Source organism: Aeromonas tecta, assembly GCF_000820185.1.
In the GTDB taxonomy this organism is placed as follows: Bacteria; Pseudomonadota; Gammaproteobacteria; order Enterobacterales; family Aeromonadaceae; genus Aeromonas; species Aeromonas tecta.
On the sequence record NZ_CDCA01000025.1, the window covers coordinates 176,912 to 195,715 of the forward strand.

Below are 18,804 nucleotides of genomic sequence, written 5' to 3' on the forward strand. Positions count from 1 at the left end.
GAGTCCGGCAAGGGCGGCTTATTCAGAGATGATCACCTCGTGAATGTCCTGCCCCACCGCCCTCAGCTCGGGGCGATACATGTCTTCGACCTGGGTCGGCGGCACCTGATAGCGGCCCGGCGTCACCGCGCGCATCAGGTAAACCAGCTGCTGGTTGCCCCCCTCGCTCAGGTCCAGCGCCGCCGTGTAGCGATCGTCTCTGTACTCCTGATGCTTGAGGTAGTCGTTCCAATCGCTCTGCCAGGCGGGCTTGCCTTCGATCTTCAACTCCTCGAGCTTGATGCTGTTGCCAAGGGCCGGGTTTTCCAACTCGAAGCCCGCCGGCAGCATCTCCACCAGCAGGGCATCGGGCACCGTCTGCTCGCTCGCCACATTGAGTCGCACCACCACCAGATCGCCGACCCGCACCTTGGCGGGATCGAGCTGCTTGCCATCGGCATTGAACCAGCTGCGCGCCACCCGCATCCCCTGGCTGACGCGTACAGGCGCCTGCTCGGGATAGCCGATGAGGGTACGCTGCACATAGAGGGTGCCCTTGCCTTCGTTGCTGATGCTGGTCGCCGTCAGCGCCTCGGGAGCTCCTATTTGCTGACTTGCCTCACCGGACAGACGCTGCTCACCCGCGGCGCCAACCATCCTGGCTTGCCAGTCGACGGCGGGATCGACCTTGGCCAGGCGCAGCAGGGCGAGCCGCTCTTGAGTACTGAGCCACTGGCGATGAGCCAGGATATCGGCCAGCTTGGCGCTCAACTCAGGCCAGCTCCCCTCGGCCAGCTTGTACTGGCGCAGCAGGGCCAGCTCGAGCGCCCCGTCTCGCAGCGGCGAGCCGTAATCCCCCAGATAGTCGTCCCCCCGTTCGACACTGAGCGCCTGCGTCAAGGCCTTGGCGGCGCTCTGCCCATCCCCCATGGCCGACAGGGCCAGAGAGAGGTGCAGCAGTGGCAGACCGGAGCGGGCGTGATCCGCCTGCTGCTCCCAGATGAGGCGCAAGGCCGAGAGCGGCGCCTTGCCCACCCGTGCCAGCACGAAGGCGCTGTAGGCCTGATAGGCCAACCGGCTGTGCTCGGGGGCACTGCTCCAGCGCTCGCCGTACTGACTGTCGGTGAGGTAGTTCTGCAGACGCATCAGGGCCAGGCTCAGCATGGCCTCCGGTATCGGCTCCCCCGCTTCCTTGCGAGTCAACAAATAGTCGGCGGCATAGGCAGTGAGCCACTGCTCCTCATCGGAGCGGCCATCCCAGAGGCCAAAGCCGCCGCTCGGCAGTTGCAAGCGTTGCAGACGCTGCATCAGGGCTCGTTGCAGGTCGGCCTCGTCCAGCGGTTTGTCCGTTTTCGGCAAGCCCCGTGACCAGGCCTCCCGCTCGGCGGCCGTGGTCAGTTCATAGGGCCAGGCGCGGGACAGGGTCTGCTCCAGGCAGGCATAGGGGTATTGTGCCAACGCCTGCCACTGGGCTGCCGGATCCCAGGGCGGGGTGCCGGAGAGGCTGAGCAATCCTTGCAGATTGCTGCCATCCAGCCCCGCCAGCTCACCGGGGGCGAAGCTCATCTGTTGCTCCGGCGCCAGCATCTGGTAGCGCTGACGGGTCTCGGCGGGCCAGGGGGAACGCAGCGGCAGTGACCAGTCGCGGCTCACCGCAAAGCCCTTGCCGCTGGCGGCCAGTTGCAGGCGGGCCACTCCGCTGGCGCCGGTCACGGTGAGCGGCAGCGTCAGCCAGCTCTCTTCTCCCTGTTTAAGGGCGAGGCTAGTCGGCAATTCGCCACCGGCCTGCAGACCGCCACTCAAGGTCCAGGAGAGCGTGAGGGTCTGATCTTCTCCGCTCATGTTGCGCAGCTGCACCAGGGCGCGGGTCTCATCCCCCCTTGCCCCAAAGCGCGGCCAACCAATTTCGGCCACCAGGGGCGCCACTACCTTGACGGCGCGCTCGGCCTGGCCGACTTGCTGCTCGTTCCAGGCCAGCGCCATCAGCGCCAACTCGCCGTTGAAGTTCGGCAGATCCAGCGGTATGACCGCCTTGCCAGCCCCATCGAAGCTCACCTCGCCGCTCCACAGCGCCGCCACCTCGACCCGGCTCTCCAGCGCACCGCCCTTCTTCAGCGCCGGCGCATCGCCGCCATAGCTGAGCCTTGCCTGCTTGCCATCCTGGGGCGGGATCACCTGGCCGTAGTTATCGAACAGGTCTTGAGCGAAGCGCTTGCGGCCGAAGAAGATGTCGAACGGGTCGAGGGGTTTATAGTCGCTGATATTGAGCACCCCTCTGTCCACCGCCGCCAGCACCACCCGTCCCTGGCTGTTGGGCAGCGAACTGACCGCCACCTCGAGCCTCGTGAGCGGCACCGCCTTGTCCGGCGCATTTAAGCTGAGCGGTAAACGGCGAGCCTCCCGGTCGAGCGTGAGCGGCACCAGGCCCACGGCGCGCAGGCTCTGGATCTTCTGCTGGCTCACCGGCACAGAGTCACTGTCGGGCGCCGCTATCTGGGCCGAGATATGCAAGTCATGACGTTGCCACTCGGGACTGATGGGGATCTCGAACGTCCCGCGCCCCGTCTTCAATTCACCGCCTTCGGCTCGTAATTCGATGCGCTGCCACCAACGCAGGCCGTCGCCATCTTCCACCAGCAGCAAGCCCTTGCCGGCGCGAGGCGCCACCAGGGTGACCTTGGCCTTGTCACCGGCCTGATAGGCGCGCTTGTCGAGGCTGATGGCAATCTTGTCCGGCCGCGCCTGCTCGCCGCCGCCACCCCAGGCGTAGCTGCCTATCTCGACCCGCAGGCTGGATTGATGGCCCTGGCTGTTTTCCACCTCGAGGCGATACCAGCCGGCCGCCAGCGGCAGGCTCAGTGTGGTCGGCCCCTTGCCATCCAGCTGCAGGCTCAGCTCCTGCTCCAGATAGGGTTGGGCATTGAATTCGTACTTCCAGCCCTCCCCACCGGCGTAGTGCCAGTAATAGTCCCGATATTCGTTGATGAGACGCACCTTGACCTTATCCGCGATCGGCTGCCCCTGTTCATCCAGGTTGAGGATCTGGAACGGCAGCGGCGCGCCCCCTTCCACCCGGTCTGCCACAAAGTCGGCCTTGAGGGCGGGCCACTGGCTCCCCGCCGGCCAGCCGTATTGGGTGAAGCCGCGATTGACCGCCCGACCACCGGGCTCGGCCAGCGACACCCGGTAGACCACTTCAAGTGGCCCCAAGGCGCTCAGGCTCTCGATCTCATCGGTCAACGCAATCACCCCCAGCCCCCGCTCATCCAGCGTCAGGGTGACGGGCTCCAGCGCCTTGGCCTGCTCGGTCAGCAACACGTCCCCCAGAGTAAACGCCTGCCACTGGGTAAAGGGCATGAGGGCGCGGCTGATTTTCACCTCCGCCTTGGCCTTGGTGCCGCTGGCGGGGGCGCCATAGAGATAATCCCCCTGCAGTGGCAAGGTCAGTGCATCCTTCGGGCTCTGCAGCTCCCCATCTGGCCCCGAACCCAGCTGCAGCTTGAGCCGCTCAGGCAGGAACTCTTCAATCAGGAAGGGCCACTCGAAGCGGCTGCCGGCGGCCGTTTTCAGGCTGATGCTCCAGCGACCAAGGGGCGCATCCTCTGGGAGCTTCAGGCCATAGTGGGCGGCGCCCAGATTGTCAGGCAGCAGCCGCTTTTGCTCGAGCAGCTGACCGTCCGGTTGTTTGACCTCCAGATCCACCGCCATGCCAGGCAGCAGCTGGCCATCCTGCCCCTTGAGCAGGATCTCGCTGTCGAGCCGCTCGCCGGGGCGATAGAGATCGCGCCCGCTAAACAGGTAAAGCTGCTGGGCCTGCCAGGGTTGGGTGCCCAAATCAAAGGAGGAAAGATCGAGGGCGGCGCCATCGAGGCGCAGCACCGCCAGATGCTTGCCCTGCTCGGCCAGCAGCAAACGGGCACCTTGTATCTGCTCGAAGCGACGATGACCCTGATCGTCGGAGCCTTGCACCTGCAGCCGGTTGCCCTTCTCATCGAGCAGGGAGAGCTGTACCTCTTTAAGGGGCGAGGCGCTGGCCAGGGAACTGACAAACACCTCCAGCCGATCCGAATAGCGCCGGGCGGTGAGCCCCATGTCGCTCACCGCAAAGTAGGTGGTCTCCTTGCGCCAGTTGTAGTCACCAAGGGGGGACATCACCGCAAAATAGACGCCGGCCTCGGCCAGTTGCGGCTCCTTGACGTTGATGAGGCGCGTCTCGCGCCGATTGGGATCAAGCTCCAGTGCGTAGCGGCCCGTGAATACCCGCTTGGCTCGCGTGGTGACCTGCTCCAGATCCCAGTTGCCCATGCCGGCGCCGGGCCGGTATTCGGCGAGGAAACGCGGCAGATAGTCGGCATCAATCCTAAAGAAGTCGATGTTGACCTCATCCACGTTGACCGCGCTGATGGGCAGGCGCAGCTCCTGGCGCAGCGGCAGCACCATGCCGCTGGCGGCAAAGGAAGCGCCCGCCTCCAGCGGCCGGGTCTTGAGGGTCCAGTTTTGCGGTGCAGGGCCAAGGCCTGTCTTGAGGGTCACCTCATAGGATTTATTGGGCTCGACATTCGGGAAATAGAGGGTGCGACCATCCTCGGCCAGGATCCACTCCCCCTGCACCTGCTTGCCTCCCTCGCTCACGCCGAGCCAGCTTTGCCAGCTGCGTCTGGGGGAGAGCGGCGCGGAGAACACCAGTGCCAACGCGGGAGCGTCTCTGTACTGGCGGGCATTGGCCTGGCTCACCTCGGCCGGGGCTCCTGTCTCCTGCTCCGTGGTGGCGGCAGGCTCGGTCTGCGTCTTGTCCGAGGGTTCGGGGCCGCAGCCCGCCAGCATCACGCCAGCCAGCAACAAGGCCGATCCGTGGCGCAGCAGGCGGGGAAAACGAGGCACGGCGTTGAGCTCAAATAAGCGCATAGGTTTCATCCCGGGGTAAGTTCGCCGCTGCCGCGACACAATGGCCAATAGAATAAAGGATCCCGACCCATTAATACAAAATCACCACAACAGAATGAGTCTCTACTCTTGCTGTATATTTCAGCATCTCTCTCTGCTTTGTGGCTTGAAAATAATACAACCCATTCGAAACACCTCTGTGGTCGTCCATTATATATGTGTCGAATTCCTGCTGTTTTCTGAACCCAAGCTAAACTGGAAACAATAGTTCACTTGTGTGGTGCGGGCGGACTATTTATCCTCTACCACCGCCAAATCTGCGCAATCAATCAAATAAATATCAAATAGTTAGCTCGCTTCTTTACAAGCCCATTGCCTGTGCCATAAATGAAGCACGGGCATGTTGCAATACCAAGGCGCACCCCAATTTTTGAACTCAGGTTCATTTATTCCTGCGCGACTTTATTCCTGCTGGCCCGGCGTTCATGTCGGGCCAGCATCGTTGTGCGCTCATCACTTGTTGGAGTCATACCAGAATGGAAAATAACGAACTCGCCGTAGTCGAAAAAAGACTGGTTACCCGATTCCTGGATATGTTTATCAAGTTCGGGCTTATCCTGGGCCTGGCATCCTTCTGCTTTACCGTGTTCTCTCCCTTCATGAACATGATGCTGTGGGCGCTGATCCTGGCGGTCACCCTCTACCCTCTCCATCAGCGTTTTGCCGCGCGTCTGGGGGGCAAACAGGGCCGTGCATCGACTCTGCTGGTGCTGCTGGGGATACTGCTGATTGTGGCGCCGACCGTGGCGATGGTCAGCTCACTCGGTGACAGCGTCAGCTCCCTGGTCGACAAGGTCGGCAACAACACCCTGACCATTCCGGCCCCCTCCGACAGCATCGCGGCCATCCCCCTGGTGGGCGAAAAACTGCATGCCATCTGGCTGAAGGCCTCGACCGATCTGCCAAGCCTGGTCAAAAGCTATCAGCCGCAGCTCGGTGAGCTCGCCAAGCAGGTGGTCGGCATGCTGGCCAGCATGGGGGGTGGCCTGCTGGGCTTCGTCGCCTCCTTTATCGTCGCTGGCATCATCATGGCCTGGGGCGCGCCGGGCGCGGTCAGTGCCAGTCGCATCGCCGTGCGCTTCACCGATGAGAACAAGGGCATCGCCCTGGTCAAGCTGTGTACCAGCACCATCCGTGCGGTAGCCCAAGGGGTAATAGGCGTAGCCTTCATCCAGGCCTTGCTGGCGGGGATTATCATGTCCCTTGCCGGGATCCCGGCGGTCGGTATTTTCTTCGTACTGGCGCTGATCCTGGGGATCGCCCAGGTGCCCGTCATCCTGGTCACAGGCCCGGTCATCGCCTACATGTGGATGGCAGGGGATCACGGCACCCTGCTCAACATCATCTACTCTGTGCTGCTGGTCGTCGCCGGCATGGCGGACAACGTGCTCAAGCCGCTGCTGCTGGGCCGCGGAGTGGACGCTCCTATGCCGGTGGTGCTGCTCGGCGCCTTGGGCGGCATGGCAACCAACGGCATCCTCGGCATGTTTATCGGTGCCACCCTGCTCTCCATCGGTTATCGCATCTTCATGGCCTGGGTCAACGAAGGTCAGCCCCACGTGGAAAAATAACCCTATGGTCGTCGATCTTCACTTCATGCGCCCCCTGCTCACCGGGGGCGCATGCCTGTTTTTGGGCGCCTGCACAGTGCTGGGCCCCGAATACCAGACTCCTCAAGTCAAGGAGATGGCAGGCTGGCACAGCGCCAGCGAGGGCCAGCCCGCGGCATCAGCCACCGACTATCGCCAGTGGTGGCATCAACTCAATGACCCCGTGCTCAGCGCCCTGGTCGAAGAGGCCATGCGTAAAAACCCGGATGTGCGGATCGCGGGGCTTCGGATCCTGGAGGCCCAGGCCCAGCTCGGCATCGCCGAGAGCCTGCTCGGGCCACAAGCCACAGTCGGCACCGGAGAGTTTTTGCAGGCCGGTCAGACTCGCAACAGCCATAGCACCTCGGGCAGCAGCTATGGCGCCGGCTTCAATCTCGGCTGGGAGCTCGATTTTTGGGGCAAGTTCCAGCGCGGGGTCGAGTCGGCGGATGCCAACTACTTCGCCACCCTGGCGCAATACGACGATGTGCAGGTGCTGATGGCCGCTCAGGTGGCCCAGCTCTATGTGAGCATCAGAACCGTCGAGGCCAGGCTGCAAATCGCCCATGAGAACGCCCGCATCCAGCAACGTAGCCTGGAGATCACCGAGCGGCTGTTCAAGAGCGGCAACAGCGCCGAACTGGATGTGCAGCAGGCCAAGACGCAATATCTGGGCACCCTCTCCGGCATACCGCAGCTCGAGACCAGCTTGCGCCAGAGCCAGAATGCCCTCTCCACCCTGCTGGCAAGAACCCCAGGCCCCTTGCCCGAGATGATGGCCAGTACCGGCAAGATCCCCCAGGGCAGGCTCGCCCTGGTCGCCGAGATGCCGGCCGACTTACTGCGCCGTCGCCCCGACGTGCGGGTCGCGGAGCGGCAACTGGCCGCCCAATCGGCCTTGATCGGGGTGGCCGAGAGCGATCTCTACCCCTCCATTACGCTGCTTGGCACCTTAGGCGTCAGTGCCACCAGTGGCAGCAGCGAGACCTTCTCCTGGGCCGTCGGGCCATCTATTAGTTGGAACCTGCTGGATCAGGGCCGGCTCGGCAACCAGATCCTGGTGCAAGATGCCCGCTTCCAGCAGTTGCACGAACGCTACCGCGACACCGTCTTCAAGGCCGCGCGCGAGGTAGACGATGCCTCTGTGGCCTATGCCAACGGCCAGGACGAGATAGCCCTGCTGACCCAAACCGGCGAGGCGGCCCGCCGCTCCCTCGATATCGCCAACACTCAATACCGTGAAGGGATGGCCGACTTCCAGCGGGTGCTCGACTCCCAGCGCGCCCTGTTCAACCAGCAGGAGCGCCTGGTCAATAGCCACGGCGCCCAGATGCGCGACCTCATCACACTCTACAAGGCGTTGGGTGGCGGCTGGGAACAGGGACGCTCACGCCCCCTGGTGACCCCGGAGGTCGAAGCCCAGTTACGTACCCGCGCCGAGTGGGCCCCTCTGCTCGACGCCACCCGCCCTCAGCCCCAGAAGGTAATTTCACATGACTGACAAGACAGCCTCTCCCGGCCAGGCCAGCCGCCGTGCCACCCTTGGGCTGCTGGGGCTGATCGCCGCGCTGCTTGGCTGGTATCTGCTCGCCGACCGGCTGACCCCTTACAGCTCCCAGGCCCGGGTGGAGGCCTTCGTGGTCCCCGTCGCCGCCGAGGTTGCCGGCCAGATCAAACGGGTCTATGTGCGCGATAACCAGGACGTCGAAGCCGGTGCGCCGCTGTTTGAGATCGATCCCGAGCCCTATGATATCGCCCTGGCCAAGGCACGATCTGACTATCAGACTGTGCTGAGCGGCGTCAAAGCAGGCAATGAAGGGGTCAAGGCTGCCGAGGCAGGGCTGCAAGCCATGCGCGCCGCCTATGACAATGCCGCCAAGGATGCGGCCCGCCAGGAGCGTCTCTACCGCGAAGATCCGGGCGCCATCTCGGTGCGCCGGTTGGAAGTAGCCCAGGCCACCCGCGAGACGGCCAAGAGCCAGGTGGCGGCGGCCGAAGCCGACGTGCGCCGCGCCATCGAGGCTGCTGGCGTGAACGGTGACAACAATTCCCAGTTGCTCAGTGCCCGCTCGGCTGTGCACAAGGCCGAGCTGGATCGCAACAACACCCAAGTGGTGGCGCCCGGTCGCGGTCTCATCACGGATCTCAGTACGGATAGTGGCCAGTTTATCGGCGCCGGTACCCCCGCCATGACCCTGATCGCCATCCACGACGTCTGGGTGTCGGCGGACTTGACCGAGAACAACCTGGGCAACCTGCAGCCCGGCGACCGGGTCGCCATCCTGCTCGACAGCCTGCCCGGCCAACTGTTCGAAGGAGAGGTGCGCAGCATCGGCTATGGGGTGAGTGACGGCAAGAGTCAACCCGCCGGCGCCCTGCCAACCGTGGACAACAACCGTGACTGGCTGCGCCAGGCTCAGCGCTTCCCGGTCAAGATTGCCTTCAAGACCAATGACTTTCCCCCTGTGGGGGCGTTGCGAGTCGGTGGTCAGGCCGACGTATTGGTCTACGCGGACGACAACGGGCTGATGAACCTGCTGGGGGCGCTCTACATCCGCCTGATGAGTCTCTGCTCCTTTATCTATTGAGGCACCATATGCATAACGCAGACAGGGCTGTGCTTCGCATCGGCACCGGCATCGCCCTCGCGACGGGGATCTGCTACGGGCTGGCGCTGCCGATGCCTCACCTCGGCGTCATCATGGCCTGGGTGGTGCTGTGTAAACCCGGCGAGCCTTTGGGGCTGAAGAAGGGGCTGGCTGGGGGTCTGCTGCTGATGGGGATGATGATAGGGGGCGTGCTGCTGGTCCCCCTGCTGACTCACTATGCCCTGGCGACCGTGCTGCTGGTCGCCCTGCTGCTCTATGTCCTGATGCAACAGGCCATGGCGGGCAAGGGGGCGGCGGCCATGCTGCTCATCATGGCCATCACGGTGATCCCGGTGGCCGGCCTCATCGAGCAGGCATTGGCCATCGCCATCGCCCAGATGATGGCGCTGGGGATCTTGGTCGGCACCCTGGTCAACCGGCTGGCCCATGCCCTGTTTCCGCCCCAGCCGGTCGCGGGCACGGCCAGCAAACCGGTGCCTCAGCCCCCCGAACACCCCAAGCGCCTGGCGCTGCGCGCCGTGGTCATCGTCTTGCCGGTCTGGTTGCTGGCACTCGGCAATCCGGCTTTCTATATTCCTGCCGTGATGAAGACGGTGGCGCTGGGTCAGCAAAGCACGTCTCTGAACGCTCGGGAGACGGGACGGGAACTGGTGCTGTCGACCCTGATGGGGGCCTTGCTGGCGTTTGTACTCTGGCTCGGACTCAGCCTCTGGCCCTCCTTACTGATGCTGGTATTGATGCTGGGCCTAATGACGCTCTGGCTGGCGCGAAGACTGATCCGGCTGGTGCCGGGGCGCTTTCCCCCCTCGTTCTGGAGCAACGCCTGGATCACCGCGCTCATCCTGTTCGGCCCGGCGATCGAGGACAGCGCCACCGGCAAGGACGTCTGGCTGGCCGCCGCGATGCGCTGTGGCCTCTATCTGTTGGTGGCTGGCTACGGCTGGTTCTGTATCTGGGTGCTCGAGCAGTGGTGGCCTGTGGGCCGGCCATTGGCAGAAGCACCGGTAGGAGACTGATATGTTTTCCATTTTTCTGGTCGGCATCCCAGTGATCCTGACCAACATGCTGTTGCAATCCCTGGTGTCCGTCTGGTGCATCCGTTTCTACATCAAACGATTTGGTGAGCGAGAAGGCATCCTGGCGGGGGTGCTGGCGCTGTTTGGCATCATCACACTGGTGATGCTGGGCAACCTGGCTCAGATTGCGATCTGGGGGGCACTGTTTCTCTGGCTGGGGGAGTTCGCCACTCTGCAGGAGGCCATCTATCACTCGGGGGTCAACTTCGCCACCCTGGGCTATGGCGACATCGTCATGAGCACGCAGTGGAAGCTGCTGGGGCCGCTCGAGGCAGTCAACGGCGCCCTGATGATAGGCCTGTCCGGCGCCTGCATGCTGGCCGTGTTGCAGCACCACATTCGCAAGCAGCTGCCCGGCTAGCCAATCCGCTTGCCACAAAGCTGGATGGCTAGCGTCACCGGCGTCACCCGCCTGCTAGCATAAAATGCGGCTACATTGGCTCTTAACGAAATGTTGTTTGGGCCGATTTTGCAGTATTCTTGCCCGCAGACAATTGCCCAACAGGATAGTGCCCGTTCATGTCGTCTACCGCGCTCAGTCACCTCCCCTCTGCCAGCCAGGCGCCGCTGTTTTTTCGCCTGGACACGCGCAGCCAACGGCTGGTCGCCCTGACCGATGTGATGCAGACCCCGTTGCACTGGCTCGATGAGCCCCGTGTGGCCTGGCCGGCCCAGTTGCCGGATGCCCTGCGCCAGCCCATAGAGCAGCGGCTCGCCAGCGGCCAGGGGGGCAAGCTGCTGCTGCGCTTCGCCGAGAAGCTTTGGCACATCTCGCTCTCCCACGAGCAAGACGCCTTCTGGCTCATCTGCCTGCAGACCCTGCGCCAGGAGAGTGCGGCCAACCTGTCATTACAGTTGCCGCGCCTCAGCCAGATGGCCAGCCAGCAGCAGTATGCCCCCATGCTGGAGACCCTCAAGGAGTGCCTCGGCGCCGATCGCCTCATCCTCTGGCACTATCAGGCTAACGGCCCCCTCGGCAGCGAGCAACTGACCCCTGTCTTCACCCTGGGGGTCGATTCTCTCGGCGCCATCCGGGGCGATAGCCGCTATATCCGGGCCCTGCGTACCCGCGGCGCCCTGAGCTTCTCGGAGGCGGCCCACCAGCCTATGCTGAGCCAGCACTATTATCTGGCGGATGCCAATGTCAGCTCCCGCCTGGATGGAGCCCTGCTGGAGCAGGAGAAACTCATCGGCGCGCTCAGCCTCGAATTTCTCGAGACGACCCAGCCAAATGAAGAGATGTTGCAACTGGTGCGTCACTGCGCCCAGATGCTGGGCCACTGGCAACCGGCTCCCAAGGCGCAAGAGCTGCCTCTGTCACTGCCTGCCGAGCTGACCCTCAAGACCGGTCACGACTACTGCCGGGCCTTGATAGGCTGGGCCATCGCCTCCAGCGGGGCCCGTATCGGCTGGCTCGGTGAATACCAGCCGCGAGGGCAGGAGCTTTGGCTCATCCCCCGTTGTGTGCAGGAAGGGGATGCCATTTCCTCCCGCCAGCCGTTCAATATCAATCAGGGACCAGGCCAGGATCTGTTTCACCACGGCCAGGCGCTCTACGTGGAAGACTTGCCCCTGCGCTACCCCCAGGCGACCCGCTTGCTGGCGACGGAGGCCAAGGCCTATGTCGGCATCCCTCTGTGCATCGGCTCGGCGCCGCCGCTGGGCCAGCTCACCCTGCTGTTTGATGCGCCGCTGGCAGACCCTATGCCCCTGCTCGATGCCCTCAACAGCCAGCACGAACGCGCGGCCATCGAGCTGCAGCGCCTCGCCAGCGATGATGCCCTGCGTTTGGCCGAGGTAGCTTTCAACACCCACGACGGCCTGCTGGTGATGGATCACCACGGCATCATCCTCAAGGTCAATGCCTCCTTCAGCCGCATCACAGGTTTTCAGGACGATGAGCTGATCGGCCTTCATTTCGAGGTACTGCGGCCCAGCTATTACGGTGACAGCCTGCAAGACGAGGTCATCGCCGCCGTGACCCGGCAGGAGTTCTGGCTGGGGGAAGAGCAGTGCCTGCACCGAAGCGGCCACCTCTTCCCGGTGCGACTCATGGTGAGCGTCGTCAAGGACAGTGCCGGCGAGATCAGCCATTTCGTCTGCAGCTTCTACGACATCACCGAGGAGAAAGAAACGGCTCGTCACATCGAGCAACTCGCCTATTACGACGATCTCTCCGGCCTCTACAACAGGCGCAGTCTGAACGACATCATGCAGCGCACCCTGCTCGCCCCGAGCGGACAATGGGGCGCCTTGCTGCTGCTGGATCTCGATAACTTCAAGTCGGTCAACGACTCTCTCGGCCACGCCTGTGGCGATCTGCTGCTGCAGGCCGTGGTGGTGCGGCTCAAGTCCCTGCCGCAGGAGAATCTGGTGCTGGCCCGCACCTCGGGCGATGAATTCGCTCTGTTGTTCACCGCCCTCGGCCAGGGCTATGTCACCGCCAAGATCCTGGCGGAGCACTTTGCCCGTGAGCTGATGGGGATGTTTCGCAATCCATTCGACATCGATGACAACAAATTGCACTGCAGCGCCTCGGTGGGGATCAGCCTCTTTTGCGGTGAAGACAAGGATCATCTGATCCTGATGCAGCAGGCCGACACCGCCGCCCACATGGCCAAACGCTCCGGCCAGGGCAACTATGTGTTCTTTAGCGAGGCCATGGCCGACAAAGAGAAAAACAAGCTCGCTCTTAACAACCAGTTGCGCGATGCCCTGCGCAATCACGAACTGGAGCTGCACTATCAGCCTCAATACCGGGTCGATAACGGCAGCCTCTATGGCGTGGAGGCCCTGCTGCGCTGGCAGAAAAGCGACGGTACCATGGTGCCTCCTGCCGAATTCATCCCCATCGCCGAGGAGACCAGCCTCATCCAGGACATTGGCTACTGGGTGATGAAGACGGCGTGCGCCCAATACAGCTTCTGGCTCAACCAGGGGCTGGTCATTCCGCACCTGTCGGTCAACGTCAGTGCCCGCCAGTTCCACACCGCCGGCTTCGTGCAACAGGTGGAGTACATACTGCGCGATACCGGTATCCCCCCCTCCCGCCTGCTGCTGGAGGTGACTGAGTCCGTGGTGCTGGAGAACCGGCTCGAGAGCATCGCCAAGATGCACCAGTTAAAGGCGCTCGGCATTCTGATCTCCATCGATGATTTCGGTACCGGATATTCCTCGCTCGCTTATTTGCGCGATTTGCCCGCCGATGAGGTCAAACTGGATAGGAGCTTCATCCAGACGCTGGTTCACAGCGAACAGGACAGGGCCATCGTCAAGGCCATCCTGGATCTCGCCCGGGTGTTTCGCTTCACGGTGACCGCCGAAGGGGTGGAGGATGAGGAACAGCTCAGCGTGCTCAAGGAACTGGGTTGCCAGCACTATCAGGGCTTCCTGACCAGCCGTCCGCTCCCCGTCAAGGCGCTGGAGAGTCTGCTGGGCACCGGGCAACCCGGCTAAACAGGTAGGATTTATAGGGCTTTATGTAATAAAATAACGGCCTGCTCGAATCATTGGAGTCGTCTATGTCAGTCATTAACCGGATCCCTGCCGTTGAAACCAGCGGCCCTGCCGACAGCGAGACCCTTAACCGGATCCCGTCCGTCGAGCCCCACGACAGCACCGGTGTCATTGGCCGGATCCATTCCGTTGAGACCTGCGGCACGGTCGACGGCCCCGGTATCAGGTTCATCGTGTTCATGCAGGGCTGCCTGATGCGCTGCAAATACTGTCATAACCGGGATACCTGGGACACCCATGGTGGCCGCGAAGTGACGGTGCCCGAGTTGATGCAGGATCTCACCAGCTACCGCCATTTCATGAATGCCTCCGGTGGTGGCGTCACGGCCTCCGGTGGGGAAGCCATGCTGCAGCAAGACTTTATCGCCGAGCTGTTTGCCGCCTGCAAAGCGCAAGGGATCCACACCTGTCTCGACACCAACGGTTTCGTGCGCCATTACGACGAACTGCTCGATCGGGTGCTCGACAACACCGATCTGGTGCTGCTCGACATCAAGCAGATTAATGACGAAAAACACATACCGCTCACTCACGTCAGCAATAAATACACCCTGGAATTTGCACGCTATCTGGCGGCCAGAGGCCAGACCATGTGGATCCGCTACGTGGTGGTGCCAAGCTGGTCCGACGATGAAGAAAGTGCCGAAGGCCTCGGTCAGTTCATCGCCGAGCTGGGTGATTGCGTCGAGAAGGTGGAGCTGCTGCCCTACCATGAGCTCGGCAAACACAAGTGGGATGTGCTGGGCGATCATTATGATCTCACCGGGATCAGGCCCCCCAGCAAGGAGACCATGGACAGGGTCCAGGCCATCCTCGGCAAGTACCACCCCAACGTCAAATACTGATGACAAAGGGCTGACTCGAAAGGGTCAGCCCTTTTCTTCACCCGAACCATTCTGTCGATGCGCGCGTCTTTCATTCATCCACGGATGGCGGGATACCCTGGGAGATACCATGACTGAAGGACAAGTCGCCGCCCTCCTGCTCTGGCTGGTGCTACTCGCATTCAGCCTGCGCAGCTCCCTGTTGCGCACTCTGCATGACAATCCCCTCTATCAGCATCTCTGTCTGGGCGGCGCCATCGCGCTGGTGCCGCTGTGGACCCTGCGGGCAGGTCTGCATGAGGGACTGGAGATCCATTTTCTTGGCCTCACCAGTCTGACCCTGTTGCTAGGCTGGCGCCTCGCCCTGCTTGCCCCTTGCCTCACCCTGCTGATCCTCGGTTATTTTGGCGTCACTGACCTGGCAGATTTTGGCTGGCAAGCACTCATCGGCATCGGCCTGCCGGTCGCCATCAGCTGGTTGCTGTTTCTAGGGAGCTGGGCCTGGTTGCCTCGTCATCTGTTTGTTTATCTATTCGTGGCGGCTTTTCTCGGCGGGGCGCTGAGCATCTCGGTCAAGATGCTCGCCAGCGCGCTGCTGATGGGGCTGGATGATCGCTACAGCTGGCTAGTGATCAGCAGCGATTACCTCTCCATCTGGCCACTGCTGCTCTTCCCCGAAGCCCTGCTCAACGGCATGGCCATGACCCTGCTCGCCGTCTACCGCCCCCACTGGGTCAACACCTTCTTCGACCGGGAATATCTGGGACGCTGAGTGCATATAAAAAGCCCGCAACTGCGGGCTTTTTTTGTATCTGTCTTATCCACTCGATTACACGGTGCGGGGGCGCAGGTGGGCGTGCCAGCGTGCTTCCCATTTCTTGAACAGCCAGACGATGACGAAGGTCAGTAGCATGTAGAGTACGCCGGCGGTCAGGAATGCCTCGAACGGGCTGTAGTAGCGGGAGTTGATGATCCGCGCGGCGCCGGTCAAGTCGACGATGGTGATGATGCCCGCCACCGCCGAGCCCTGCAGCATGAAGATTACCTCGTTGCTGTAGGCCGGCAGCGCCCGACGAAACGAGTTCGGCAAGATGATCCGCGTGAGGGTCTGCCAGCGGGTCATGCCGAAGGCACTGGCCGCCTCGATTTGCCCCTTGGGCATGTTGAGCACGGCGCCACGCACGATCTCGGCGGTGTAGGCGCCGGTATTGAGGGTGAACGCCAGCAGGGCGCAAAACCAGGCTTGGGCAAACAGCTCCCAGGCGACGCTGTTCTTCAGCCATTCCCACTGGGCGGCGCCGTAGTAGATGATGAACAGCTGTACCAGCAGCGGGGTGCCGCGAAAGAAGTAGATGTAGGCCCAGATCGGCCCCTTGATCAGCCAGTTGCGACTGTTGCGCAAGATGCCCATGGGCACCGCCAGCGCAAGACCGAGCATGAGAGACGCAGCCACCAGCAGTACCGTGGTGTAGAGCCCCTGCCAATAGGTCGGCCACTCTTTGAGAATGATAGAGAAATCCATGGCTTACCTCGTCTTCATGACAGTGTGACGCTCGGCACCCTTGCCGCAAGCGGGTGAGTTCATTGATGGCAACACCATGCTTTACCTCGTCTTGATGGCGTAATGACGCTCGGCCCATTTGAGCGCCGAGGTGGAGACTGCGGTGAAGATCAGGAAGATCAGCGCCACCGCCATGTAGAAGGTAAACGGCTGCTGAGTCGAACCCGCCGCCAGCGAGGCTTTGCGCACCATATCATCGAGTCCGATGATGGAGACCAGCGCCGTGGTCTTGAGCAGCACCAGCCAGTTGTTGCCAAAACCCGGCAGGGCGTGGCGCATCATCTGCGGGAACAGGATCCGCACAAACACCTGGGTCTCTCGCATGCCAAAGGCGCGAGCCGCCTCCAGCTCCCCCTTGTCCACCGCCAGAATGGCGCCGCGGAAGGTCTCGGTCATGTAGGCGCCGAAGATGAAGCCGATGGTCGCCACCCCGGCCGCGAACGGGCTGATGTCGATGTAGTCCGGCAGCAGGGAAACCCACTCCTGATTGGGATTGCTCGTCAGCAGGTAGTTGTTGTAGCTCTCGTTGATCCAGCTACAGAGGTTGTTGATCAGCACCTGACCGCCGAAGAACAGCAACATCATCAGCACCAGATCCGGGATGCCGCGAATGACGGTGGTGTAGGCGGTGGCCACCCCGCGCGCCCACTTGTAAGGGGATAGCTTGGCCAGCGCCCCCAGCATGCCGAGCAGCAGCGCCAGCAGCAAGGAAGCCAGCGCCACCTCCAGGGTGACCCAGGCGCCCTCCAGCAGGGAGGTTTCGTATCCTTTCAAATCAAACATATGCAGCTCCATCGCCATTGGCCGGGTTCATCTCTTCAACACAAGAGGCCCCAGATCCTTTCACATCAACCACATGCAGCTCCATCGCAATTAAGCGGGCCCGTTACTCCCAGCGGGAGGCAACGGGCCCGATGACGCATCGTCCGATGACACCGCGGCGCGGCTAATCGAACCTACGGTGCTCGCCGTACAGCTCTTCTCGTTATTCGCCGTACACGTCGAAGTCGAAGTACTTGTCGTTGATGGCCTTGTACTTGCCGTTGGCACGCAGGGCCAGAATGGCGGCGTTGAATTTCTCTTTCAGATCCTTGTCAGCCTTGCGCACGGCGATGCCGGCACCCTCGCCAAACCACTTGGGATCGGTCAGTTTCGGGCCGACGAACTCGAAGGCATCGCCGCCTTCTTTCTTCAGCAGACCGTCGCTGATGGCGGCGGAGTCGGCCATCACATAGTCCACCCGACCGGATTTCAGATCGAGATAGGCTTCATCGGCGGTGCCATAACGCTTGATGGTGGCATTCGGGAAGTTGTCGGTGATGTAGGTGTCCATGGAGGTGGCGCGCTGCACGGCAACGGTTTTGCCATCCATGAAGGCCTTGTCGAGCTGAACCTCGGTGCCTTTCTTGGCAGCGAAGCGGGCCGGAATGTGCTGGTACTTCTGGGTGAAGTCCACCTTCTTCTTGCGCTCTTCGGTGATGTCCATGGTGGCGATGATGGCGTCATACTTGCGTGACAGCAGTGCCGGGATGATACCGTCCCAGTCTTGCTTGATCAGGGTACACTTCACCTTCATCTCTTCGCACAGGGCGTTGGCGATGTCGATATCAAAGCCTTTCACCTCGCCGCTCGGCTCGGTCCAGGAGAAGGGAGGATAGGCCCCTTCCACCCCAATGCGCACCTCTTTCCACTCCTTGGCCATCAGGCTGCCGGAAGTCAGGGCAGTCACGACCGCAGTCGCCAGCATCAGCTTGTTCATGTATCTCTCCTTGATAAACACGTCGATCATTGAAAATTGAGATCCCCGCCATCAATAGATGGAAGAGATGAATTGCTTGAATCGTTCCGACTTGGGATGGGCAAAGATCTCTTTGGGATTGCCCTCTTCCTCCACCCGCCCCTGGTGCAGGAACATGACCTTGTTCGACACGTCGCGGGCAAACGACATCTCGTGGGTGACCACCAGCATGGTGCGTCCCTCTTCGGCCAACTCACGCATCAGGCTGAGCACCTCCCCCACCAGCTCGGGATCCAGCGCCGAGGTGGGTTCATCGAACAGCATCACCTCGGGATCCACCGCCAGCGCACGGGCAATGGCCGCCCGCTGCTGCTGGCCGCCGGAGAGGTGGCCGGGGTAGTAGTCCCGGCGCTCCCACAAGCCCACCCGGTTGAGCAAATGCTCCGCCTTGGCGATGGCCTCGGCGCGGGGCACTTTCAGCACCTGGATGGGCACCTCGATGATGTTCTGCATGATGGTCATGTGCGACCAGAGGTTGAAACTTTGAAACACCATGGCCAGCCGACTGCGAATACGCTCGACCTGGCGCATGTCTTCCGGCTGACGCTCACCAGCCCGGTTCGCCTTCATGCGAATAAGCTCGCCATGGAGGGCAACGGTACCGGAAGAGGGGGTTTCGAGCAGATTGATACAGCGTAGAAAGGTCGACTTCCCCGAACCGGAGGAGCCGATCAGGGAGATGACATCCCCCTTTTGGGCCGTCATGTCGATGCCCTTGAGCACTTCGTGGGTGCCAAAATACTTGTGCAGTTCACGAACTTCGAGTGCGGCAACGTCGCTCATCCATTACAACCTTGTCTGTCCCTAGACGCCGCAGGGGCGTGACTCAACCATCGTCCATTTAACAAAACGTTAACCGATGGCAACCTTCAGCGAAAATATCACTCAGGTAGTGAAAAAACAATACA

The 18,804-nt window shown here is 62.0% G+C and carries 13 protein-coding genes; 8 read left to right on the plus strand and 5 right to left on the minus strand.

The window, feature by feature from the left end:
- Nucleotides 1–18: 18 nt before the first annotated feature.
- Nucleotides 19–4,884, minus strand: coding sequence for an alpha-2-macroglobulin family protein (locus BN1137_RS09975; protein WP_050718451.1), 4,866 nt, complete (start codon nucleotides 4,882–4,884; stop codon nucleotides 19–21).
- Between the two features lie 515 nt (nucleotides 4,885–5,399).
- Here BN1137_RS09975 and BN1137_RS09980 point away from each other — a divergent pair.
- The 8 genes from BN1137_RS09980 (at nucleotide 5,400) to BN1137_RS10015 (ending at nucleotide 15,309) form a co-directional block, all read left to right on the plus strand.
- On the plus strand, nucleotides 5,400–6,494 hold the full coding sequence (locus BN1137_RS09980; RefSeq protein ID WP_050718452.1) for an AI-2E family transporter: 1,095 nt from the start codon (nucleotides 5,400–5,402) through the stop codon (nucleotides 6,492–6,494).
- Nucleotides 6,495–6,498: 4 nt separating this feature from the next.
- Nucleotides 6,499–8,013, plus strand: a complete 1,515-nt coding sequence (locus BN1137_RS09985) for an efflux transporter outer membrane subunit (RefSeq protein WP_050718453.1) — start codon at nucleotides 6,499–6,501, stop codon at nucleotides 8,011–8,013.
- Nucleotides 8,006–9,100, plus strand: a complete 1,095-nt coding sequence (locus BN1137_RS09990) for an HlyD family secretion protein (RefSeq protein WP_050718454.1) — start codon at nucleotides 8,006–8,008, stop codon at nucleotides 9,098–9,100. The genes BN1137_RS09985 and BN1137_RS09990 overlap by 8 nt, the downstream gene beginning before the upstream one ends.
- An 8-nt stretch (nucleotides 9,101–9,108) precedes the next feature.
- Nucleotides 9,109–10,137 (plus strand): DUF2955 domain-containing protein, encoded by a 1,029-nt coding sequence (locus BN1137_RS09995; protein WP_050718455.1) that lies wholly within the window; start codon nucleotides 9,109–9,111, stop codon nucleotides 10,135–10,137.
- A 1-nt stretch (nucleotide 10,138) separates the two neighbouring features.
- Nucleotides 10,139–10,558, plus strand: coding sequence for an ion channel (locus BN1137_RS10000; RefSeq protein WP_050718456.1), 420 nt, complete (start codon nucleotides 10,139–10,141; stop codon nucleotides 10,556–10,558).
- Between the two features lie 158 nt (nucleotides 10,559–10,716).
- The gene (locus BN1137_RS10005) at nucleotides 10,717–13,653 is read left to right on the plus strand and encodes a putative bifunctional diguanylate cyclase/phosphodiesterase (protein ID WP_050718457.1); all 2,937 of its coding nucleotides are present in this window, start codon (nucleotides 10,717–10,719) and stop codon (nucleotides 13,651–13,653) included.
- A 65-nt stretch (nucleotides 13,654–13,718) separates the two neighbouring features.
- Nucleotides 13,719–14,558: a pyruvate formate lyase 1-activating protein gene (gene pflA, locus BN1137_RS10010; protein WP_157433698.1), complete on the plus strand. Its 840-nt coding sequence runs from the start codon at nucleotides 13,719–13,721 to the stop codon at nucleotides 14,556–14,558.
- A gap of 109 nt (nucleotides 14,559–14,667) precedes the next feature.
- Nucleotides 14,668–15,309 carry an energy-coupling factor ABC transporter permease gene (locus BN1137_RS10015; RefSeq protein ID WP_050718458.1) on the plus strand — a complete coding sequence of 214 codons (642 nt, stop codon included), beginning with the start codon at nucleotides 14,668–14,670 and terminating at the stop codon, nucleotides 15,307–15,309.
- Between the two features lie 57 nt (nucleotides 15,310–15,366).
- On the opposite strand, the gene BN1137_RS10020 is transcribed toward BN1137_RS10015, so the two are convergent.
- The 4 genes from BN1137_RS10020 to BN1137_RS10035 form a co-directional block, all read right to left on the minus strand.
- The gene (locus BN1137_RS10020) at nucleotides 15,367–16,059 is read right to left on the minus strand and encodes an ABC transporter permease (RefSeq protein WP_050718459.1); all 693 of its coding nucleotides are present in this window, start codon (nucleotides 16,057–16,059) and stop codon (nucleotides 15,367–15,369) included.
- An 81-nt stretch (nucleotides 16,060–16,140) separates the two neighbouring features.
- Nucleotides 16,141–16,881 carry an ABC transporter permease gene (locus BN1137_RS10025; protein ID WP_050718460.1) on the minus strand — a complete coding sequence of 247 codons (741 nt, stop codon included), beginning with the start codon at nucleotides 16,879–16,881 and terminating at the stop codon, nucleotides 16,141–16,143.
- 202 nt (nucleotides 16,882–17,083) lie between these two features.
- On the minus strand, nucleotides 17,084–17,857 hold the full coding sequence (locus tag BN1137_RS10030; protein WP_050718461.1) for an ABC transporter substrate-binding protein: 774 nt from the start codon (nucleotides 17,855–17,857) through the stop codon (nucleotides 17,084–17,086).
- Between the two features lie 51 nt (nucleotides 17,858–17,908).
- Entirely contained in the window at nucleotides 17,909–18,679 is a 771-nt protein-coding gene (locus BN1137_RS10035; protein ID WP_050718462.1) for an ABC transporter ATP-binding protein, read from the minus strand.
- Nucleotides 18,680–18,804 lie beyond the last annotated feature (125 nt).